Genomic DNA, 18662 nt, shown 5'->3' on the forward strand with positions numbered 1-18662 from the left:
TGTGGAATATGGCATTTCTTGTCCCTCTACTGCCTACTGCCTACTGCCTACTGCCCTATTCCCTACCTAATCGTCCAACACCCACGTATCCTTCGTGCCGCCGCCTTGCGAGGAATTCACGACCAACGACCCCTCCTTCAGCGCCACCCGCGTCAAGCCGCCGGGAACGATCTGGATTCGGTCGGAGACCAGAACATAGGGCCTGAGATCGACATGGCGCGGCGACAGGCCTTTTTCGGTCAGGATCGGGCAAGTCGACAGCGCCAGCGTCGGCTGGGCGATGTAGTTGGAGGGCTTCGCCTGCAGCTTCTTGGCGAAATCCTGGCATTCCTTCTTGGTCGCAGCCGGGCCGACCAGCATGCCGTAGCCGCCGGAGCCGTGCACTTCCTTGATGACCAGCTCATGGATGTGTTCGAGCACGTATTTCAGGCTGTCGGGCTCCGAGCAGCGCCAGGTCGGGATGTTGCCGAGGATGGCCTTGCGGCCGGTGTAGAACTCGACGATGTCGGGCATGTAGGAATAAATCGCCTTGTCGTCGGCGATGCCGGTTCCCGGCGCGTTGGCGATGGTGATGTTGCCGGCGCGGTAGACGTCCATAATGCCGGGCACGCCAAGGGCCGAGTCCGGCCGGAAGGTCAGCGGATCGAGGAAGGAATCGTCGACGCGCCGGTAAAGCACGTCGATCTGCTTGTAGCCTTCGGTCGTGCGCATGGCGACGTGGCCGTCTACAACGCGCAGATCCTGGCCTTCGACCAGTTGCACGCCCATCTGGTCGGCGAGGAAGGCATGTTCGAAATAGGCGGAGTTGAAGCTGCCCGGCGTCAGCACGGCAATGGTCGGTGCGCCCTTGGTGCTTTGCGGCCGCACTGCCGCCAGCGACTGGCGCAGCAATTGCGGATAATTCTCCACCGGCCGCACCTTGATCTGCTGGAACAGCTCGGGAAAGAGCTGCATCATCGTCTCGCGGTTCTCCAGCATGTAGGAGACCCCCGACGGCGTGCGCGCATTGTCCTCCAGCACGTAGAACTCGTTCTCCGAGATGCGGACGATATCGACGCCGATAATGTGGGTGTAGACGCCGGCCGGTGGCCGCACTCCGATCATTTCCGGCAGGAACGCCTCGTTCCTGGCGATCAGCTCCCTCGGCACGCGGCCGGCGCGCAGGATTTCCTGGCGGTGGTAAATGTCGTCGAGGAAAGCGTTCAGCGCCTGCACGCGCTGCTCGATGCCTTGCGTCAGCCTTCGCCATTCATTGCCGGAGATGATGCGCGGCACGATGTCGAAGGGGATCAGCCGCTCGGAGGCTTCCTGCTCGCCATAGACGGCGAAGGTAATGCCGGTCTTGCGGAAGACGCGCTCGGCGTCCTGCATCTTTTCGGTAAGCCTGGCCGGGTCCTGCTCCTTCAGCCAGCGGTCGTAAGCCGTATACGGTTGTCTAAGCCCGGAAACTTCCGGAAGCATTTCATCGAACGCTGCCAATCGCATACTCCCCTGTGACGCCATTTCACTGGCGTCGCGGGAGAAAATCAAGCGCAATCGGTGATTTGGAGGATATCGGCGATCAGTATGTTCCGACTGCCCAAAATTCGGGCAGTCGGAACAGGACCTTAATCAGGCTCTGCCTTGTCGCCGGGCAAGTGCCTGATGCGGCCATAGCAGTTCACCGTTTCATGGAAACGGCGACCTGCCATGGCTTTTTGCTTTGCCGCAATTCCGGACGGAAAACCGCTTCACACTTTTCCTGGAATTGCTTTAGAATGCGCGGAAAGTGACGACCGTGAAGGTGTCCTTGATTCCGGGAATAATCTGCACCTTCTCGTTGACGAAGTGGCCGACATCTTCCTCGTCGTCGACGTAGAATTTGGCAAGCAGGTCGTAATTGCCGGCGGTCGAGTAGATTTCCGAGGCGATTTCGGCATCGGCGAGCGCGCTGGCGACCTCATAGGACTTGCCCAGATCGCACTTTATCTGCATGAAAAACGTCTTCATTGCCGGTCCCGATCAAGCTTCAGCACACAAGCGGCCCTTGTGGCAGACTGCCGCCCGGCTTTCAAGCATCAGGCCGAGCGCGCCTTGGCGACGGCTTGTCTCAGTTCGGACACCGGCATGCCGCGCCGATACAAGTTGCCGCCGATGACCAGGGCTGGCGTGCCGCGCAGCTTGAAAGCCGTCGCCTGGGCTTCGGTGCGGACAAGGGCAGCGTCGATGTCGGGTTCACGGATGGCGAGGTCGGCACGCACCATCGCCACATCGACACCGACGGAAGAAAGGATGTCGTTGGTGCGGCGTTCCGAAAGGCCGCGCTGGTTGGTCATCAGCGCATCGACCGCCGCGCCATAGTGTTCGCCGCTCAGCAGCGTCACCCGCGCCGCGTCGCGCGACACGTCGCCGAAGATCGGCCAGTCCTTCATCACAAGCCGGACGCCGTTGTCCTCTTCCATCAACTTCTTCAGTTCGACGAAGACGAGCTTGCAGATCGGGCATTGATAGTCGACGAATTCGGCGATGGTGACGTCGCCATCGGGGTTGCCGAGCGCTGGAATGGCGGGATCGAAGGCGACTTCCGTGACAGTCGGCCCGGTGCTTGCCCAGGCGGGCAAGGGAGCCAAAACTGCGAGGCTTGCCGCGCCCTTCAGCAAAAGGCGCCGGTCGATCGGCTGCTTGAACATGGTCGTCCCCTGGTTGCGCGAACGGGTCCCCACCCGTCCCTACGATGCGCGCCTCGCGTTAAAGGAGGCTTAAGCATGATCTTGTGGCACTTGCGTGGCAAATATTGCGGTTGCTGAAACCGTGAGGCTCCGCCAAGCGTATGGTATGATGCGTCCTGGGACAGGTTTTGTTGAGGACAATGGAGACAGGCCATGCGCCGCATCGCATTCGCAGTCGTTTCATTGCTGTTCGCGTTGTTCGTCTCGGCAGCCCTTGCCGGTGATGCGGAAGTCAAGGCCGGCCAGGCCGTCATCGATGGTCAGTTGAAGGCACTCATCGCCAATGATGGCGCCAAGGCGTACAGTTTCGCCGCTCCGAATGTGAAGCGCATCTTTCCGACCGTCGACACCTTCATGAACATGGTGACCAACGGCTATCCGCCGGTGCGCCAGCCGCAGAGCTATTCCTTCGGCAAGGTCGAGCAGATGGGGCCAACTTCGCTAATCCAGCAAGTGCTGATCGTCGGACCCGACGGCAAGGACTATGAGGCGGTCTACACGCTGGAACAGCAGCCCGACGGCAGCTTTCAGATCACCGGCTGCAGCTTGCGCGCAGCGAATTCGCTCAGTACCTGAGGCCCGGCTACAGCACCGGACTATCACCCCTCGCCCATGCCTCGGAAATCTCAGCCGTGCGCGCCTCAAAGGCCCGGGCCTCGATCGCGGCGCGAATGTCCTGCATCAGCTTCTGATAGTAGGACAGGTTGTTCCAGGTCAGAAGCATCGCCCCCAGCGCCTCTTGCGAGCGCACGAGATGGTGCAGATAGGCGCGTGAGTAGTCGCGCGCGGCCGGGCAGTCGCTCTCCTCATCCAGCGGCCGCGGATCGTCCGCGTGGCGGGCATTCCTGAGATTGACCTTGCCGCGCCTGGTATAGGCCAGGCCATGGCGGCCGGCGCGGGTCGGCATCACGCAGTCGAACATGTCGATGCCGCGCGCCACCGATTTCACGATGTCGTCCGGCGTGCCGACGCCCATGAGATATCGAGGCTTGTTGTCAGGCAATTCCGGACAGGTGATCTCCAGCATATCCAGCATCACCGCTTGCGGTTCGCCGACGGCCAGGCCGCCGACCGCATAGCCCTTCAGCTCCATCGCGCTCAGCGCCTGCGCCGAACGCACCCTGAGAGCTGCGTTGTCGCCACCCTGGACGATGCCGAACATCGCCTTGCCGGGCTGATCGCCGAACGCTGTCTTGCAGCGCTCGGCCCAGCGCAGCGACAGCTCCATCGCGCGCTCGATCTGCTTGAGGTCGGCCGGCAGCGCTGTGCATTCGTCGAGCTGCATCTGGATGTCGGAATCGAGCAGGCCCTGGATCTCGATCGAGCGCTCCGGCGACATCTCGTAGGCAGCGCCGTCAATGTGCGAGCGAAAGGTGACGCCCTTCTCGGTCAATTTTCTGAGCTTCGACAGCGACATGACCTGAAAACCGCCACTGTCGGTCAGGATCGGCTGCGGCCAGCGGGCGAATTCATGCAACCCACCAAGCCGCGCCACGCGCTCGGCGCCGGGGCGCAGCATCAGATGATAGGTATTGCCCAGGATGATGTCGGCGCCGACGCCGCGCACCTGGTCCATATACATGGCCTTGACCGTGCCGCCGGTGCCGACCGGCATGAAGGCCGGCGTGCGGATTTCGCCGCGCGGCATGGTGATGGAACCGCGCCGCGCCTTGCCGTCGGTGGCAAGGATCTTGAAGGTGAATGTCTCAGCCATTGAATTCCTTGTCATGGACAGGCGCGCCTGGCGCCTGCCTGTCGAGCGACTGGCGGTATTGGATGCAGCCGCGCATGAATTTCGGCCATGGCGGCACGGCAATCGATGGATCGGTCTTTTCCGGCAGCAGGTCCCACAGGTTGGGATGATGCCAGCATAAATCATGGCCGGTAGAATCTCGATGCTGGCGTATGCCGGCACGGAGTTTCTTCACTTCGGCGATCAGGCTCTCGCGATCAAAGGCTTGCAGATCATCGTCCATCGCTCATCTCCGCTCGATAAAGCAGGCTTGCATCTCCGTAGGAATAGAACCTGTAATTGTTCCCGATGGCATGAGCATAGGCCGCACGCATCGTATCTAGGCCGCTGAAGGCCGAAACCAGCATGAACAGCGTCGAACGCGGCAGATGGAAATTGGTCATCAGCAGATCGGCGGTGCGGAAGCGATAGCCCGGCGTGATGAAGATGTCGGTCGGGCCGGACCAGGCGGTCAGCGAGCCATCAGGCCGTGCCGCGCTCTCCAGCAGGCGCAGCGAGGTCGTGCCGACAGCGATGATGCGCCCGCCCCGCGCCTTGGCGCCATTCAGAGCGTCGGCTGTTGCTTCGCTGACCGAGCCGGTCTCGGCATGCATCTTGTGGTCAGCGGTGTCGTCCGCCTTGACCGGCAGGAAGGTGCCGGCGCCGACATGCAAGGTGACGAAGCGGCGTTCGATGCCTTTTGCATCCAGCGCGGCAAACAGCTCCGGCGTAAAATGCAGGCCTGCGGTGGGGGCAGCGACTGCGCCCTCCTCCTTGGCATAGATTGTCTGGTAATCCGTCAGGTCGCGTGCGTCGTCGTCGCGCTTGGAGGCGATATAGGGGGGCAGCGGGATGTGGCCGACGGCGCGCAGCGCTTCGTCGAGAAATGGGCCGGAGAGGTCGAAGCCGAGCAACGCCTCGCCGGCGTCGCCCTTCTCGATGACCGTGGCGTCGAGTTGGCCGAGAAAACAGGAATTGCCGTCATGGCCGAAATGGATGCGGTCGCCGGCGGCGATGCGCTTGCCCGGCCGCATGAAGGCCAGCCAGCGGTCCGGCGCCATGCGCATATGCAGCGTGGCGTCGACCTGCGCCTGCGCTTCGCCGCGCCGCCTGATGCCTCTCAACTGGGCAGGAATGACCTTGGTGTCGTTGAAGACCAGCACGTCGCCCGTTCTGAGCAAGGACGGAAGGTCGCGCACCGCGCGGTCCGCAAAGTCTTCGCCTGGCCTGACCACCAGCATTCTGGCGCTGTCGCGCGGCTCGGCCGGGCGCAGCGCGATGCGCTCCTCCGGCAGGTCGAAGTCGAAGAGATCGACGCGCATCAGTAGAGCCGGACGAGCAGCGCTCCGGCCAACAGCAGCACCGCGCCGGCGATGCGGCCGAGCGAAATCTCGCGCACCGCCACGCCGAGAAAGCCGACGCGATCGATCAGCATGCCGGACAGCAACTGGCCGGCAACCAGGAACGCCATCAACGCGGCTGCACCAATGCGCGGCGTAAGAATGGTTGACAGGGTAACATAGAAACCGCCGAGCATGCCGCCGGCGATGAACAGCCAAGGCGCCGGCGCCTTCCAGTCGAGCGAGATGTCCTGCAGCCGCACAACGGCAATGGAGATGATACCAAGCACGATCGCGCCCGACAGGAACGAAAACGCAGCAGCCGCGACCGGGAGCCCCAGGCCGCGCGCCAGCTGCGAGTTGATCGGCGCCTGGACGGCGATGAAGGCGCCTGACAGGATGCCGAGCAGCGACCAGACCAAGCCCATCATCTTCGTTTGTCCTTACCTGACGTCGGCCGCGACCTTCAGCGACACGATCTTGTCGGGATCGACCACCGGCTCGCCGCGCTTGATCTTGTCGACATTGTCCATGCCTTCGATGACCTGGCCCCAGACCGTGTACTGGCGGTTGAGGAAAGCGGCATCGTCGAAGCAGATGAAGAACTGCGAATTGGCCGAGTTCGGGTTCTGCGAACGGGCCATCGAGCAGGTGCCGCGACCATGGTTGGCGTTGGAGAACTCAGCCTTCAGGTCCGGCTTTTCCGAGCCGCCCATGCCCGCGCGGGAGGGGGCAAAAGTGGGCTTGGTCGAATTGCCGAACTTGACGTCACCGGTCTGCGCCATGAAGCCTTCGATGACGCGGTGGAAAACCACGCCGTCATAGGCGCCTTCGCGGGCCAGTTCCTTGATCCGGGCGACGTGGCCCGGGGCCAGGTCGGGGAACAGTTCAATGACGACCTTGCCCTTGGTCGTTTCCAGGATGAGCGCGTTTTCGCGGTCCTTGATCTCAGCCATGTCGGATATCCTTTATCTCAGAAAACAGAATGATTTGATAGGTTTACTTGTCGGCGGCGATGCGTACCTTGATCATGCGGTCGGGCTCACTGACCGTGCCGTTGTCCGCCTCGTTGCCCTTCTTGATGTTGTCCACCAGCTCTATGCCGCTGACGACATTGCCGACGATGGTGTACTGGCCATCGAGGTTCGGCGCCGGCGCGAACATGATGAAGAACTGCGAATTGGCGGAGTTCGGGTCCTGCGAACGGGCCATACCGAGCGTGCCGCGCTTAAAATGTTCGCTCTGCGAGAATTCCGCCGGCAGGTCGGGCAGGTCTGAACCGCCGGTGCCGACGGCCTCGGGGCTGAACCCCTTCTTCATGTTGCCGAACTTGACGTCGCCGGTCTGCGCCATAAAGCCGTTGATGACGCGGTGGAATGCGACATCGTTATAAGCGCCTTCGCGCACCAGCTTCTTGATCTGGGCGACATGCTTGGGTGCCAGGTCGGGGCGTAGCGCGACGGTGACGTCGCCGTTCTTCAAGGTGATGACCATGGTGTTTTCCGGTTCGGCGGCGAAGGCCGAAACGGATGCGGTCACGAGACCGGCAAGCACGACGAGGAACGAGGCGAGCTTTTTCAGCTGCATAAGGGATCTCCGAAGGTCTTTGTTAGGGTGCATGTCGTTGCCCCAAAACCGGCATCCACTTTTGGGCGACATGCACTATTTCGCGAATTTGGCGGTGAGCGCGCCGGCAACGGCGGCCGGTACGAAGGGACGGATGTCTCCGCCCATCGAGGCTATCTGGCGCACAAGTGTGGCGGTAATGGTGCGTACCGATGGACTGGCGGGCAGAAAAACCGTCTGCAGTTCCGGCGCCATGGTCTCGTTCATGCCGGCCATCTGCATCTCGTAATCGAGATCGGTGCCGTCGCGCAGGCCGCGGATCATGATCGAGGCGCCATGCTTGCGGGCCGCGTCGATGACCAGCCCGTCAAAGGCGACGACCTTGATCCGGGCTCCGTCGCGGCCGAATTCGGCGTTCGTCGCGGCCTCGATCAGCTTCACCCGTTCGTCGAAGGAAAACAGCGGCGTCTTGCCGGGATGGGTGCCGATCGCCGCATATACCGTGTCGGCGACAGCCAGCGATGCCTTCAGCACATCGAGATGGCCGTTGGTCAGCGGGTCGAAGGAGCCGGCATAAAGGGCGATGCGATCGGTCATGGGAGGTGCTTCTAGCGGGGCATTGGGCGGAAGGCAAATGCGATTGGGAACATCTGCGTGAACCTTTTCGCAGACATGAACGACAGATGAATGCCTTGATCACGAAGACTTCACGCCGCGTTCGCTAGTTTGCACTTCGGAAGATGAAACCAAAACCCGATCTAACCGTTGGATAGGCGCAGGAGAACACGCACATGCTGATCTACATGCTCGCCACCGCAATGACCGTCGCCATGCTGATCGCCACCGCATTCGGATTGCATAGCGAGGCAGAGCGCGTCCGTGTCCGCACAAAGCGGTTCGAAGGTTTCGGCGCTCGCTGGCCCCACCATCGCCCCTGATTTATTGCTAGTTTCTTGTTTGCGCCGGCCCATCGGGCCGGCGTTGTTGCTCAAACCTATTCGGTGCTGTCCGGTACGGCATCTCCGGCGCCGGCCTCAATGACACCCTCTTCGACATCCTCGTCGGCCTGCGGCTCCGAAATCCGTTCGACCGAAACCACCTTCTCGCCTTCGGCGGTGTTGAAGATGGTCACGCCCTTGGTCGCGCGGCTGGCGAAACGGATACCGTTGACCGGCACCCGGATGACCGTGCCGCCATCCGAAACCAGCATGATCTGGTCGTCATTGCCGACCGGGAAAGTCGCCACCAGCTGGCCGATCTCGGCCACCTTCGACACGTCGGTGGCGCGGATGCCTTTGCCGCCGCGTCCGGTCAGGCGGAAATCGTAGGATGACGAGCGCTTGCCGTAGCCATATTCGGTCACCGTCAGCACATACTGCTCATGCGCCTTGAGCTCTTCGTAACGGCTGTCGGAAAGCTCAGTCTCCTCGCCAATCTCCTCATTGGTGAGTGCAATCTCTTCTTCCTCGCCGGTCACCTCGGCGGCAAGCCGCCGCTCCAGTGCTGCCCGCTTGAGGTAGGCGGAGCGTTCCGCCGGTGAAGCATCGACATGCTCGATGACCGACATGGAGATGATGCGGTCGGTCTCGGCCATGCTTATGCCGCGCACGCCGACCGAATTGCGGCTCTGGAAGACGCGCACATCGCCAACGCGGAAGCGGATGCACTGGCCGGAGCTGGCGGTCAAAAGCACATCGTCATTGTCTGTGCAGGTCTCGACGCCGAGAATCTCGTCGCCCTCCTCCTCCAGCTTCATGGCGATCTTGCCATTGCGGTTGACCTGGACGAATTCGGACAGCTTGTTGCGGCGCACGGTGCCGCGCGTGGTGGCGAACATGACGTCGAGTTCGCCCCAGCTGGTCTCGTCCTCGGGCAGCGGCATGATGGTGGTGATGCGCTCGCCCTGCTCCAGCGGCAGCATGTTGATCAGCGCCTTGCCGCGCGACTGCGGATTGCCGATTGGCAGCCGCCAGACCTTTTCCTTGTAGACGATGCCGCGCGAGGAGAAGAACAGCACCGGCGTATGCGTGTTGGCCACAAACAGCCGGGTGACGAAATCCTCTTCCTTGGTCGACATACCGGAGCGGCCCTTGCCGCCGCGGCGTTGCGCCCGGTAGAGCGACAGCGGCACGCGCTTGATGTAGCCGGAATGGCTGACGGTGACGACCATGTCCTCGCGCTGGATCAGGTCCTCGTCTTCCATGTCGGCGCCGCCGTCGGTGAGCTCGGTGCGGCGCGGCGTGCCGAACTCGTCGCGCACGGCGGCAAGCTCGTCCTTGACGATCTGTTGGATGCGGGCGCGGGACGACAGAATGTCGAGGTAATCCTTGATCTCGTCGCCGATGGTGTTCAGCTCGTCGGCGATTTCGTCACGGCCGAGCGCGGTCAGGCGCTGCAGGCGCAGTTCGAGGATTGCGCGCGCCTGTTCCTCGGAGAGGTTGTAGGTGCCATCCTCGTTGATGCGATGGCGCGGATCGTCGATAAGCAGAATCAACGACTCCACGTCCCCGGAGGGCCAGCGCCGCTCCATCAACTGCTCGCGCGCCGTCTGCGGATCGGGCGCGGTGCGGATCAGCTTGATCACTTCGTCGATGTTGGCGACGGCTATGGCGAGGCCGACCAGCACGTGGGCGCGGTCGCGCGCCTTGCGCAGCAGGAATTTCGTGCGCCGGCTAATCACCTCTTCGCGGAAGCCGACAAACGCCTTCAGCATGTCGGTCAGGTTCATCACTTCCGGCTTGCCGCCGTTCAGCGCCACCATATTGGCGCCGAAGGAGGTCTGCAGCGGCGTGAAGCGGTAAAGCTGGTTGAGAATGACGTCGGCGACAGCGTCGCGCTTCAGCTCAATGACGACGCGGTAGCCCTGGCGGTCGCTTTCGTCGCGAATGTCGGAAATGCCTTCGATGCGCTTGTCGCGCACCAGCTCGGCCATTTTCTCGATCATCGAGGCCTTGTTCACCTGGTACGGGACTTCCGTGATGATGATCGATTCACGGTCGTTTCCGCGCTGTTCGACATTGACCTTGCCGCGCATGACGATGGAGCCACGGCCAGTCGCATAGGCGCTGTAGATGCCGGAACGGCCGAGCACGATGCCGCCGGTCGGGAAATCGGGACCCGGAATGATCTCCATCAGCGCCGGCAAATCGATCGCCGGATTGTCGATGATGGCGATGGCGCCGTTGCAGATCTCGGCCAGATTGTGCGGCGGGATGTTGGTGGCCATGCCGACGGCGATGCCGCCGGAACCGTTGACCAGAAGATTGGGGAAGCGGGCCGGCAGCACCTTCGGTTCGGTGTCGGATGCGTCATAAGTCTCCTGGAAATCGACGGTTTCCTTGTCGATGTCCTCCAAGAGTTCATGCGCGACCTTGGTCAGCCGCGATTCGGTGTAGCGCATCGCCGCCGGCGGATCGCCGTCGATGGAGCCGAAATTACCCTGCCCGTCGATCAGCGGAACGCGCAGCGACCAGTCCTGCGCCATGCGCACCAAGGCGTCGTAGATCGAGGCGTCGCCATGCGGATGGTATTTACCCATCACGTCGGCGACCGGGCGGGCCGACTTCACATATTTGCGGTTCCAGTGGTAACCGCTCTCATGCGCCGCATAGAGAATGCGGCGGTGAACCGGCTTCAGGCCGTCGCGTACATCGGGCAGCGCACGGCTGACGATGACGCTCATGGCATAAGAGAGGTAGGAGCTCTGCATCTCCTCGATGATGGAGATGGGCTCGATGCCGGTAGGGCCGCCGTCGGCGCCGCGCGGGGGTTTTTGGTCGGTCAAATCGGATCACAATCTAATCAGGAATCACTGACCGCTTATATAGGAAGCACGGCCGAAACTCCAATATTCGTGGCGGTTTTCCAACGACAACTTTGGCGGCAATTTCAAATGGATACCGTTGATTGCGACGATTTGGCCATAACGCATTTCGCCGCCGCAAGGGCAAAAGCCTGCGATGGACCGTTTTCAAAGCAAAGAGCGTATCAGGAGGCAGGCGGACGCATCAGCGGGTAGCCACCCGCCGGGCGCGATAGTGGCCAGGCGTTTCGCCCATGACGCGCCGGAAACGGCGGTTGAACGTCGACAAATCGTTGAAACCGGCCTCGAAGGCGATTGCCGAGATGGCATCGCCTGACATGCGCAGCCGCACCGCCGCGCGGTGCAGCCGGGTTCTCAGCAGAAACTGATAGGGCGTCATGCCTGCGACCTGCCGGAAGGTGCGCAGGAAATGATACGGGCTGGTCGCCGTCGCGCAGGCAAGCTCGGAAAGCGAGACCGGCCTGTCGGCATTGAGCTCGATCTGCCGCACCGCCTCGGCAACCCGTTTCTGGTCGCGGCGGCTCGGCGGTCGAACGCCAGGCACCGCATCGCTGGCGACGGGCAGTGCTGCTCCGGCAACTGCCAGTGCTGCGCCGGCAATTCGCAGGCCAAGCTCCTCAAAGGCGTCGATGTCGACCATCTCGCGCGCCGCTTCCGCCTCGGCCAGCAGCGATGCGAGCGCCGGCAAAGGCGGCATATGCGGCACGCCGAAGGCGAGCTTGCTCGCGCCGGGCACGTCGCTGGCGATGCGGTCGAGATAGGCCGGAGCGAAGTGGAAGGACAGGCAACGGTCGCCGGCGCCATGCTCATGCCCGCATTCATAGCAGGCGCCGACATTGCCGAGCAGGATCGCGCCCGGCGCCAGCATGGCGGCGCCTTGCCTGGTGCGGTAGCGGAAGGTGCCGCTGGTGACAGCGGCAACGCAGAAGGTGTCGTGCGCCTCCTCGAACGGGCGGTCGCCGGCGCCGGCCGTGCACAGCACGTCACAGACATACCAACCCTGCCCCGATGCCAGGTTTTGTTCGCTCGTCGTCATGGCTTGAAAGATAGCAATTTTTCCCAAGCGCGACAGCCGGTCGGGGCCTATCGCTTGCAGCCTCCTGACATAACGAAGGCAGCAAGTATGAGCGGTACATCCTCCTTTGCCGAAGCGCTCCACAGCGACGGCCCCAATCCCGGCCTGGCTGAAAAGCTGGATCTCTACGGCCGCTTCGTCGGCGCCTGGACATTCGATGCCACGCGCCATCTCGAGGACGGCACGGTTCTCACCGGACGCGGCGAGGTGCATTTCGGCTGGGTCCTGGAAGGCAGGGCGATCCAGGACGTATGGATCCTGCCCGCGCGGGATGCCGGCCCCTCGCCCTCGCTCGGCAAATGGACTTTCAATGGCACAACGCTGCGGGCCTATGATCCCGGCTCGGATGCCTGGCACATCTTCTGGAGCGACCCGCGAAACCAATACTACAGCCGCCAGCTTGGTCGCGCCGAAGGCGACACAATTGTGCAGGTCGGCGCCGACGGCACTGGTTCCTCGGTCCGCTGGAGCTTTTCGCGCATCACCAAAGACAGCTTCCGCTGGCTCGGCGAGCGTTCGCACGACGATGGCAAGACATGGCGTCTCGAAGTCGAGTTCCTGGCGCGCCGCGTCGCCCAGGAACTGATGACGCAACATATTGCAAAAAAGGTGAAAAAACATGCTTGACCATGTCTCGATCGGCGTCCGCGACACCAATTTTTCGAAGCCCTTCTACGATGCCGCGCTAAAGCCGCTCGGTTATTCCTGCCTCAGCCAGTCGCCAGGCTCACTGGGTTATGGTGCGCAAACCGTGGCGCTGTGGGTGAACGACGCGGAGCGGCCAGTGTCATCGGACGAGAAGTCCGGTCTGCATTTCTGCTTTACCGCGCCGACGAGGCAGAGCGTCGACGCCTTTCACGCCGACGCCTTGCGTGCAGGCGGCAGCGACAATGGCGCGCCGGGGCTGCGCGCCGACTATGGCGAGAACTATTACGCTGCCTTCGTCGTCGATCCCGACGGCTATCGCCGGGAGGCCTATTGCAACGCTGCCGCCTAACACTGACGCCGTCTCCGGTATCGCCATGTCAGACGGTTCCCACCGGTCGGGCTTTGCTCTACCACTATGGTGGCGCAGGGGTCCGGCCCGGCGGGAGGGGTCAGCGATGCCGAGTTTCGACAGCCTGTTCAACGCCTTCGTCACCATTCTGGTGACCATCGACCCGCCAGGTCTCGCGCCGCTCTTCCTCGCGGTGACACGCGGCATGAACCGCGAGGAACGTCAGCAGGTTTCGGTGCGCGCCTCGATCATCGGCTTCCTGGTGATGGCGCTGTTTGCGGTGGCCGGGGCCTCCATCCTGTCGGTGTTCGGCATCACGCTGCCGGCTTTCCGCGTCGCCGGCGGGTTTTTGCTGTTCTTCATCGCGTTCGAAATGGTGTTCGAGCGCCGCCAGGACCGCAAGGAGAAGATCGGCGACGTCGCCATCACCAAGGACATGATCCACAATATCGCGGCCTTCCCGCTGGCGATCCCGCTGATCGCCGGCCCCGGTGCGATTTCGGCGACCGTGCTACTGTCGGGCTCGTTTCAGGGTTTTGCAGCACAAGCGGCGCTGGTCGGCATCATCTTCGTCTGCCTTGCCATCACCTATCTGGTGTTCGTGCTGTCGGAGCGCATCGACCGCATCCTCGGCCAGACCGGCCGCTCGATCCTCACCCGCCTGCTCGGCGTCATCCTGGCCGCGCTTGCGGTTCAGTTCGTCGCGGATGGCATCAAGGCGCTGATGGCGGGGTAACGGCAGCCCCTACTCCACCGCCGTATCGACGACCTTGAAATCGTGGGTGATGACAGCCGTCTTGGCCAGCATGGCCGAGGCCGAGCAGTATTTCTCGATCGACAGGTTGATGGCGCGCTGGACCTTGTCGCGCGACAGCGCGTGGCCCGTGACGATGAAATGCATGTGGATGCGGGTGAAGACTTTCGGGTCGGTTTCGGCCCGGTCGGCGTCGAGTTCGACAACACAGTCCTCGATCGCCTCGCGGCCTTTTTCGAGGATGTGGACGACATCATAGGCCGAGCAGCCGCCGGTGCCGATCAGCACCATCTCCATCGGGCTCGGACCCGGCGTCTTGCCTTCCGGCCCGGAGGCGGTTCCCAGCACAACCTTGTGGCCGCTCCCGGACTCGCCGACGAAGGTGCGCTCCTCGACCCATTTGATCCGGGCTTTCACGGCAATCTTCCTTTCAGAAAGCGTCACTGGCCGAAGACGACCGTGTGCATGATCCGCCCCGGCAGCAGCGTGAACACGCCGGCGCCGATCAGGGCGAAAACATACAGCGATATCATGACCCTGCGATGTGTGGCGACCCGATGCATATGCGCGTGCCAGACCGCCAGCGGCACGGCGATCAACACTAACATCGACAAGAGATGGATCGGGCTGAACGGACCGACGAGGCGTATCTGCTGGATCCAGAAACTGGAGATGGCGACGACCAGCATCAGCGCCGCCCAGGTATAGCCGACGACACGATGACGCGTCGTGCCTTTCGGCAGCGCCAGTTGCGTAGCGCCAATGGCAAGCGCGGCAAGGGCCGCGAAGGCGTGCCATGGAATGGGAGGGCGCGCCGATAGAAGCGGTCCGAGCGACATCGCGCCCTCTCCTCAGATATCGCTGACTATCGTCAGCTCAGAACGGGATTTCGTCGTCCAGTTCGCGCGACGAGCCGCCGCCACCGCCGCCCTTGGAACCGCCGCCACCGCTGTTGCCGCCGCGGTTGAAGCTCTCATTGGGGCCAGACTGGCCGAAATCCGAGCCACGGCTCGCGCCGCCGCCGGCATAGTTGCCGACCTGACCGCCGCCCTCGCCGCGAGAATCGAGCATCTGCAGCTCGCCGCGGAATTTCTGCAGCACGACTTCGGTCGTGTACTTGTCGGCGCCGGTCTGGTCCTGCCATTTGCGTGTCTGCAGCTGGCCTTCGACGTAAACCTTCATGCCCTTCTTCAGGTACTGCTCGGCGACCTTGGCGATCTGGTCATTGAAAATGACGACGTTGTGCCATTCGGTCTTTTCCTTGCGCTCGCCGGAATTCTTGTCGCGCCAGCTTTCCGACGTGGCGATGCGGATGTTGACGACCGGGTCACCGGAATTCAGGCGGCGGATTTCAGGGTCCGCGCCGAGGTTACCGACCAGAATGACCTTGTTGACGCTACCCGCCATGACACTTCTCCGTGCTCATCCGAAACAAATTTCAAGTCGTTCACCTTACAGGCCGCGCACAATCCTGGCTTGCCGCGGCTGGCTTTTCCCACAAGGTTTTTGTTCCCTTTTCGTTCCTATACTGTTAACCACGGATTGTCAAGGAATGGCAGCAATCGCCGACGCGGGCGCGTGGATTTAGCTGACACGCAGGGGCGAGAAGCGGTGTCGTCAGCGCCGTTTTTTAGCTGGCCGCAACGGACCGAAAAAGCCGCTCCACTCCATGCCCATGCCATGGGCGCGCTGTGCGATCACGGTTGGCGCCGACATCAGCCCGACTGCAGGTTCAGATTTCAGAGCCGGGTCATTCAGCAATTTCCCGATCGCGCGCCCGTGCCACCACACCTGAGCGACGAGCGCCGCTACCACCGCGATCAGGCCCCAGGTCCCCAATCCTTCGCCGAAGATGTAAATCCCGTATGGCGGCGATAGCGCCGTACCCAGCTTGGCCAACAAGATCACGGCCACGAAACCGATGACGGCGATCGCTCCTATACCGAGTACGAGGCGGCGATAGAGCCTCAGAGCCTCGTTGAGGTTCTCGGCGGACGAAAGATCGACGTTGGAATTCATAAATACTACTCCTGCCTCGCGATGATGGCCCATCTTGTTCCCCACGGCTTAGAGGCCCGGCAGGATCCAATCAATACGCGGCATTCAAAACACCCCTTGCCAAATCGATAAGTATCGACTTATGCTTTTGCCATGATCGAAGCAGAGATTTTTCGCGCCCTGGCCGACCCGACGCGACGCGCCGTCTACGAGCGGCTGACTTCCGGCGAGATGAGCGTGTCGGAGTTGCGCACCGGCATGAGCGTGTCGCAGCCGGCGGTGTCGCAGCACCTTGCCGTGCTGCGCGGCGCAGGCCTGGTCAGCGAAAGACGCGCCGGCCGCAACGCCTACTATCGCGCCGATCCGCAAGGGCTCGAGCCGCTGCTCGGCTGGATCGAACGCTACCGCGCATTCTGGCCGGAGCGCATCGAAAGACTGAAGGCCGTTTTGAAGGACATGGACCAATGACCGACGAAAAGCAGACGCAGACCGCCAAAGATGCCCTCGCCTTCGAATGCGATCTGCCGGACGCACCGGAAAAAGTGTGGCGGGCACTGACCGTGCCGGACCTCTTGGCGGAATGGATGATGCCGAACGACATCAATCCGGAAACCGGCAGCCGCTTTGCCTTTGCCGGGCCTGAGAAGCCGATCGAGTGCGAAGTGCTCGATGCCGAACCGGGGCGCCTGCTGCGCTATTCCTGGCGCGAGCGTTCCGGCGACGCCGACCGCGAGGAGCTGGGGAGCATCGTCACCTTCACACTCGCCCGCACCGTTTCCGGCGGCACGCATCTGCGCATCGTCCATGACGGGTTTGTCCTGACGCCTGCGGTCGCGATGGCCGGCGCCGGCTGCCGGCTCTGGCTGCGCGCATACAAGCCCAAGCGGCCTGTCGCCGCCAACGCGCCACGCCTGTTGCTGCGCGCCGCCTGAACCGGAAAAATCAAAACGGAGACAATGAGATGAGCGGCTTTGCCAATCTGGTGCCGATGGTGATCGAGCAATCGAGCCGCGGCGAACGCGCCTTCGACATTTTCTCGCGGCTGCTGCGCGAGCGCATCATCTTCGTCAATGGCGAGATCAATGACGGCATGTCGGCGCTGGTCTGCGCCCAGCTCCTGTCGCTGGAATCGGACAATCCCGACAAGGAGATCTCGCTCTACATCAACTCGCCGGGCGGCGTGGTGACCAGCGGTTTCGCCATCTACGACACGATGCAATATGTCAGCTGCCCGGTGTCGACCGTGTGCATGGGCTTTGCCGCGTCGATGGCCTCCTTCCTGCTGATGGCGGGAACGCCGGGGCGGCGCATCGCGCTGCCCAATGCCAGCATCGTGCTGCATCAGCCTTTGGGTGGCTTCCAGGGCCAGGCCTCCGACATCCAGCGTCACGCCGAAGGCATTTTGCGCACCAAGCGGCACATGGCCGACCTCTACGCTCACCATTGCGGCCGCACCCACGAAGAGGTCGAACGCACGCTCGACCGCGATTTCTTCATGACCGCGAAGGAGGCCAAGGACTGGGGCCTCGTCGACCACGTCTTCGACACCCGCAAGCAGGCAGCGGCCTGATCGGCGGATTGAATGCAGGCCGGTGTTCCCTCAATTTCAACGCCGCTGGTCTGGCCTCGCCTTGAGCGCGGCACTATAGTCTTGCCATGCGCTACCACCTGAACAGACTGACCATAGCCATTGCCATCACGGCGGCGACATCGAGCATGGCCTTTGCCGGGGGCAGCACCAGCACGTCGCGGAAAGGCGCTCTGCCCGGCGTGACCGGCGACTACCGCATCGCCAAGCCCGCGCCGCAGCCGGAGCCGGACGACGCGCTGTCTGCCGGCGAGAACGGCACGTTCAAGATCGGCGACACCGATGTCAGGATTTCCGGCAGCATCACTGTCGATGTCGGCACGGGTGGGATCAAGCCGCCGCGCCGGTAGCCCCTTCTCCCAGCTACTATACGGGAGAGAAAGCCTGCGCCGACGACTTCCTCGCAAAAGAACAGCCCCGCCGTTGCTTCCGCTAACGGTCGGGGCTTTTTTTGGATTCCAAATCCAAACTGCCGGTAGTGTTATACCGACTTTGATTTCGGATGCTCGCGGCATTCAGCCGACGATCCGACTAGCCGTCTCTGATTTTTGTGGGATTCGGCAGGTCACGGTTTGTCTGGTGGTTTGTTGGACTGACGCGATGCGTTCGTTTGGACGCATACACTCCAATGCCTTGAAACTACCTGGCACTTATGCCCGCCGCGGCTCCACTAGCAGGTGGAGCCTCAAGGGACTATCCGGTGGCGTCATGCTCCGCTCCTATGTCCGTTGCGACTGGTGTCAATCCGAAGCACAAATCGCAAAAACCTGCGGCGTCTCGCAGGCCGCTATGGGCGGCGAGGCCATCAAAGACGGCCGGCTCCGTTGACTCCGGCAGAGTGCGCCCCTGATTCGACGGCGTCAACCTTGAATAGCCGGTTACGGAAAATGTGATCGCCGGGAGCTTACGTCAGGGTCAGTTTCTGAAACACCCTTGTCAGTTTCTGCACAGCTTTGTCAGGAGCGTGTTCGGTCTTTGTTCTTTCCGCTTGCCCGTTCGCGCGAAAGACGGTTAAACGGCTTTGGTCGAGAAGTGTGGCGTCTCTCGACGTGGCGGCAAAAATACCTACATAGGGAATGGC

At 62.3% G+C, this 18662-nt stretch carries 25 protein-coding genes; 9 read left to right on the forward strand and 16 right to left on the reverse strand.

All coding sequences use genetic code 11. The annotated features are described in order from the left end of the window. Positions 1 to 66 precede the first annotated feature (66 nt). From NKJ18_RS12180 to NKJ18_RS12190, 3 genes are all read right to left on the reverse strand, one after another. Positions 67 to 1479 carry a circularly permuted type 2 ATP-grasp protein gene (locus tag NKJ18_RS12180; protein WP_023670964.1) on the reverse strand — a complete coding sequence of 471 codons (1413 nt, stop codon included), beginning with the start codon at positions 1477 to 1479 and terminating at the stop codon, positions 67 to 69. Positions 1480 to 1752: 273 nt separating this feature from the next. Then, a complete protein-coding gene (locus NKJ18_RS12185) occupies positions 1753 to 1989 on the reverse strand; it encodes an Lrp/AsnC family transcriptional regulator (RefSeq protein ID WP_023670963.1) in 237 nt (78 codons plus the stop codon). 68 nt (positions 1990 to 2057) lie between these two features. After that, positions 2058 to 2669 (reverse strand): DsbA family protein, encoded by a 612-nt coding sequence (locus NKJ18_RS12190; RefSeq protein ID WP_023693402.1) that lies wholly within the window; start codon positions 2667 to 2669, stop codon positions 2058 to 2060. Between the two features lie 192 nt (positions 2670 to 2861). Between NKJ18_RS12190 and NKJ18_RS12195 the strand changes: the two genes are divergently transcribed. Further along, positions 2862 to 3284, forward strand: a complete 423-nt coding sequence (locus tag NKJ18_RS12195; RefSeq protein WP_023670961.1) for a DUF4864 domain-containing protein — start codon at positions 2862 to 2864, stop codon at positions 3282 to 3284. Between the two features lie 7 nt (positions 3285 to 3291). Here the strand turns inward: NKJ18_RS12195 and tgt are convergent, their stop codons facing one another. From tgt to coaD, 7 genes are all read right to left on the reverse strand, one after another. Continuing rightward, on the reverse strand, positions 3292 to 4422 hold the full coding sequence (tgt, locus tag NKJ18_RS12200) for a tRNA guanosine(34) transglycosylase Tgt (protein WP_023712378.1): 1131 nt from the start codon (positions 4420 to 4422) through the stop codon (positions 3292 to 3294). Further along, complete coding sequence (locus NKJ18_RS12205) at positions 4415 to 4684, reverse strand: hypothetical protein (RefSeq protein WP_023684641.1); 270 nt, start codon at positions 4682 to 4684, stop codon at positions 4415 to 4417. The genes tgt and NKJ18_RS12205 overlap by 8 nt, the downstream gene beginning before the upstream one ends. Further along, complete coding sequence (gene queA / locus NKJ18_RS12210; RefSeq protein ID WP_023712379.1) at positions 4674 to 5762, reverse strand: tRNA preQ1(34) S-adenosylmethionine ribosyltransferase-isomerase QueA; 1089 nt, start codon at positions 5760 to 5762, stop codon at positions 4674 to 4676. Before queA ends, NKJ18_RS12205 begins: the two co-directional genes overlap by 11 nt. Further along, complete coding sequence (locus NKJ18_RS12215) at positions 5762 to 6211, reverse strand: DMT family transporter (protein ID WP_352758295.1); 450 nt, start codon at positions 6209 to 6211, stop codon at positions 5762 to 5764. Before NKJ18_RS12215 ends, queA begins: the two co-directional genes overlap by 1 nt. A gap of 12 nt (positions 6212 to 6223) precedes the next feature. Further along, entirely contained in the window at positions 6224 to 6736 is a 513-nt protein-coding gene (locus tag NKJ18_RS12220; RefSeq protein ID WP_023670956.1) for a peptidylprolyl isomerase, read from the reverse strand. Between the two features lie 43 nt (positions 6737 to 6779). After that, complete coding sequence (locus NKJ18_RS12225) at positions 6780 to 7274, reverse strand: peptidylprolyl isomerase (protein ID WP_245260490.1); 495 nt, start codon at positions 7272 to 7274, stop codon at positions 6780 to 6782. 168 nt (positions 7275 to 7442) lie between these two features. Continuing rightward, positions 7443 to 7943 carry a pantetheine-phosphate adenylyltransferase gene (coaD, locus tag NKJ18_RS12230; RefSeq protein ID WP_023696507.1) on the reverse strand — a complete coding sequence of 167 codons (501 nt, stop codon included), beginning with the start codon at positions 7941 to 7943 and terminating at the stop codon, positions 7443 to 7445. A 194-nt stretch (positions 7944 to 8137) separates the two neighbouring features. On the opposite strand from coaD, the gene NKJ18_RS12235 reads away from it, so the two are divergent. Further along, positions 8138 to 8284 (forward strand): hypothetical protein, encoded by a 147-nt coding sequence (locus NKJ18_RS12235; RefSeq protein WP_023712381.1) that lies wholly within the window; start codon positions 8138 to 8140, stop codon positions 8282 to 8284. Between the two features lie 56 nt (positions 8285 to 8340). Here the strand turns inward: NKJ18_RS12235 and gyrA are convergent, their stop codons facing one another. Further along, positions 8341 to 11130, reverse strand: coding sequence for a DNA gyrase subunit A (gene gyrA / locus NKJ18_RS12240; RefSeq protein ID WP_023688627.1), 2790 nt, complete (start codon positions 11128 to 11130; stop codon positions 8341 to 8343). Positions 11131 to 11353: 223 nt separating this feature from the next. Continuing rightward, positions 11354 to 12205, reverse strand: a complete 852-nt coding sequence (locus tag NKJ18_RS12245; protein WP_023750732.1) for a helix-turn-helix transcriptional regulator — start codon at positions 12203 to 12205, stop codon at positions 11354 to 11356. 87 nt (positions 12206 to 12292) lie between these two features. Here NKJ18_RS12245 and NKJ18_RS12250 point away from each other — a divergent pair, with 87 nt between their 5' ends. The 3 genes from NKJ18_RS12250 (at position 12293) to NKJ18_RS12260 (ending at position 13977) form a co-directional block, all read left to right on the forward strand. Next, entirely contained in the window at positions 12293 to 12871 is a 579-nt protein-coding gene (locus tag NKJ18_RS12250) for a hypothetical protein (protein ID WP_023815800.1), read from the forward strand. Further along, entirely contained in the window at positions 12864 to 13241 is a 378-nt protein-coding gene (locus NKJ18_RS12255; RefSeq protein WP_352758296.1) for a VOC family protein, read from the forward strand. Before NKJ18_RS12250 ends, NKJ18_RS12255 begins: the two co-directional genes overlap by 8 nt. A gap of 106 nt (positions 13242 to 13347) precedes the next feature. Then, complete coding sequence (locus NKJ18_RS12260) at positions 13348 to 13977, forward strand: MarC family protein (RefSeq protein WP_023670949.1); 630 nt, start codon at positions 13348 to 13350, stop codon at positions 13975 to 13977. Between the two features lie 9 nt (positions 13978 to 13986). Here the strand turns inward: NKJ18_RS12260 and NKJ18_RS12265 are convergent, their stop codons facing one another. From NKJ18_RS12265 to NKJ18_RS12280, 4 genes are all read right to left on the reverse strand, one after another. Beyond that, positions 13987 to 14412 (reverse strand): OsmC family protein, encoded by a 426-nt coding sequence (locus tag NKJ18_RS12265; protein WP_023829668.1) that lies wholly within the window; start codon positions 14410 to 14412, stop codon positions 13987 to 13989. Between the two features lie 23 nt (positions 14413 to 14435). Further along, positions 14436 to 14834, reverse strand: coding sequence for a DUF2306 domain-containing protein (locus NKJ18_RS12270; RefSeq protein ID WP_023684634.1), 399 nt, complete (start codon positions 14832 to 14834; stop codon positions 14436 to 14438). A gap of 37 nt (positions 14835 to 14871) precedes the next feature. Further along, positions 14872 to 15402 (reverse strand): single-stranded DNA-binding protein, encoded by a 531-nt coding sequence (gene ssb, locus NKJ18_RS12275; protein ID WP_023715842.1) that lies wholly within the window; start codon positions 15400 to 15402, stop codon positions 14872 to 14874. Between the two features lie 210 nt (positions 15403 to 15612). Beyond that, a complete protein-coding gene (locus NKJ18_RS12280) occupies positions 15613 to 16014 on the reverse strand; it encodes a hypothetical protein (RefSeq protein WP_023730163.1) in 402 nt (133 codons plus the stop codon). Between the two features lie 132 nt (positions 16015 to 16146). Between NKJ18_RS12280 and NKJ18_RS12285 the strand changes: the two genes are divergently transcribed. The 4 genes from NKJ18_RS12285 to NKJ18_RS12300 all read left to right on the forward strand — a co-directional run bounded on the left by NKJ18_RS12285 (position 16147) and on the right by NKJ18_RS12300 (position 17931). Further along, entirely contained in the window at positions 16147 to 16461 is a 315-nt protein-coding gene (locus NKJ18_RS12285) for an ArsR/SmtB family transcription factor (RefSeq protein ID WP_023670944.1), read from the forward strand. Beyond that, on the forward strand, positions 16458 to 16925 hold the full coding sequence (locus NKJ18_RS12290) for an SRPBCC family protein (RefSeq protein ID WP_023819863.1): 468 nt from the start codon (positions 16458 to 16460) through the stop codon (positions 16923 to 16925). Before NKJ18_RS12285 ends, NKJ18_RS12290 begins: the two co-directional genes overlap by 4 nt. A gap of 29 nt (positions 16926 to 16954) precedes the next feature. Continuing rightward, complete coding sequence (locus NKJ18_RS12295; RefSeq protein WP_023684630.1) at positions 16955 to 17563, forward strand: ATP-dependent Clp protease proteolytic subunit; 609 nt, start codon at positions 16955 to 16957, stop codon at positions 17561 to 17563. A 146-nt stretch (positions 17564 to 17709) separates the two neighbouring features. Then, positions 17710 to 17931 carry a hypothetical protein gene (locus NKJ18_RS12300; RefSeq protein ID WP_155923853.1) on the forward strand — a complete coding sequence of 74 codons (222 nt, stop codon included), beginning with the start codon at positions 17710 to 17712 and terminating at the stop codon, positions 17929 to 17931. Positions 17932 to 18662 lie beyond the last annotated feature (731 nt).

Origin of the sequence: Mesorhizobium sp. M0217, from assembly GCF_040321955.1 — a bacterium.
Classification (GTDB): domain Bacteria; phylum Pseudomonadota; class Alphaproteobacteria; order Rhizobiales; family Rhizobiaceae; genus Mesorhizobium.

What these genes read in the sequence shown, in the direction of transcription:
- NKJ18_RS12190 (WP_023693402.1), bottom strand. Translation starts at nt 2,669, where the DNA reads ATGTTCAAGCAGCCGATCGACCGGCGCCTTTTGCTGAAGGGCGCGGCA.
- NKJ18_RS12300 (WP_155923853.1), top strand. Translation starts at nt 17,710, where the DNA reads ATGGCCTTTGCCGGGGGCAGCACCAGCACGTCGCGGAAAGGCGCTCTG.
- NKJ18_RS12225 (WP_245260490.1), bottom strand. Translation starts at nt 7,274, where the DNA reads ATGGTCATCACCTTGAAGAACGGCGACGTCACCGTCGCGCTACGCCCC.
- queA (WP_023712379.1), bottom strand. Translation starts at nt 5,762, where the DNA reads ATGCGCGTCGATCTCTTCGACTTCGACCTGCCGGAGGAGCGCATCGCG.
- coaD (WP_023696507.1), bottom strand. Translation starts at nt 7,943, where the DNA reads ATGACCGATCGCATCGCCCTTTATGCCGGCTCCTTCGACCCGCTGACC.
- ssb (WP_023715842.1), bottom strand. Translation starts at nt 15,402, where the DNA reads ATGGCGGGTAGCGTCAACAAGGTCATTCTGGTCGGTAACCTCGGCGCG.
- NKJ18_RS12290 (WP_023819863.1), top strand. Translation starts at nt 16,458, where the DNA reads ATGACCGACGAAAAGCAGACGCAGACCGCCAAAGATGCCCTCGCCTTC.
- NKJ18_RS12235 (WP_023712381.1), top strand. Translation starts at nt 8,138, where the DNA reads ATGCTGATCTACATGCTCGCCACCGCAATGACCGTCGCCATGCTGATC.
- tgt (WP_023712378.1), bottom strand. Translation starts at nt 4,422, where the DNA reads ATGGCTGAGACATTCACCTTCAAGATCCTTGCCACCGACGGCAAGGCG.
- NKJ18_RS12285 (WP_023670944.1), top strand. Translation starts at nt 16,147, where the DNA reads ATGATCGAAGCAGAGATTTTTCGCGCCCTGGCCGACCCGACGCGACGC.
- NKJ18_RS12245 (WP_023750732.1), bottom strand. Translation starts at nt 12,205, where the DNA reads ATGACGACGAGCGAACAAAACCTGGCATCGGGGCAGGGTTGGTATGTC.
- NKJ18_RS12295 (WP_023684630.1), top strand. Translation starts at nt 16,955, where the DNA reads ATGAGCGGCTTTGCCAATCTGGTGCCGATGGTGATCGAGCAATCGAGC.
- NKJ18_RS12255 (WP_352758296.1), top strand. Translation starts at nt 12,864, where the DNA reads ATGCTTGACCATGTCTCGATCGGCGTCCGCGACACCAATTTTTCGAAG.
- NKJ18_RS12215 (WP_352758295.1), bottom strand. Translation starts at nt 6,211, where the DNA reads ATGATGGGCTTGGTCTGGTCGCTGCTCGGCATCCTGTCAGGCGCCTTC.
- NKJ18_RS12205 (WP_023684641.1), bottom strand. Translation starts at nt 4,684, where the DNA reads ATGGACGATGATCTGCAAGCCTTTGATCGCGAGAGCCTGATCGCCGAA.
- NKJ18_RS12185 (WP_023670963.1), bottom strand. Translation starts at nt 1,989, where the DNA reads ATGAAGACGTTTTTCATGCAGATAAAGTGCGATCTGGGCAAGTCCTAT.
- NKJ18_RS12260 (WP_023670949.1), top strand. Translation starts at nt 13,348, where the DNA reads ATGCCGAGTTTCGACAGCCTGTTCAACGCCTTCGTCACCATTCTGGTG.
- NKJ18_RS12220 (WP_023670956.1), bottom strand. Translation starts at nt 6,736, where the DNA reads ATGGCTGAGATCAAGGACCGCGAAAACGCGCTCATCCTGGAAACGACC.
- NKJ18_RS12270 (WP_023684634.1), bottom strand. Translation starts at nt 14,834, where the DNA reads ATGTCGCTCGGACCGCTTCTATCGGCGCGCCCTCCCATTCCATGGCAC.
- NKJ18_RS12250 (WP_023815800.1), top strand. Translation starts at nt 12,293, where the DNA reads ATGAGCGGTACATCCTCCTTTGCCGAAGCGCTCCACAGCGACGGCCCC.
- NKJ18_RS12280 (WP_023730163.1), bottom strand. Translation starts at nt 16,014, where the DNA reads ATGAATTCCAACGTCGATCTTTCGTCCGCCGAGAACCTCAACGAGGCT.
- NKJ18_RS12195 (WP_023670961.1), top strand. Translation starts at nt 2,862, where the DNA reads ATGCGCCGCATCGCATTCGCAGTCGTTTCATTGCTGTTCGCGTTGTTC.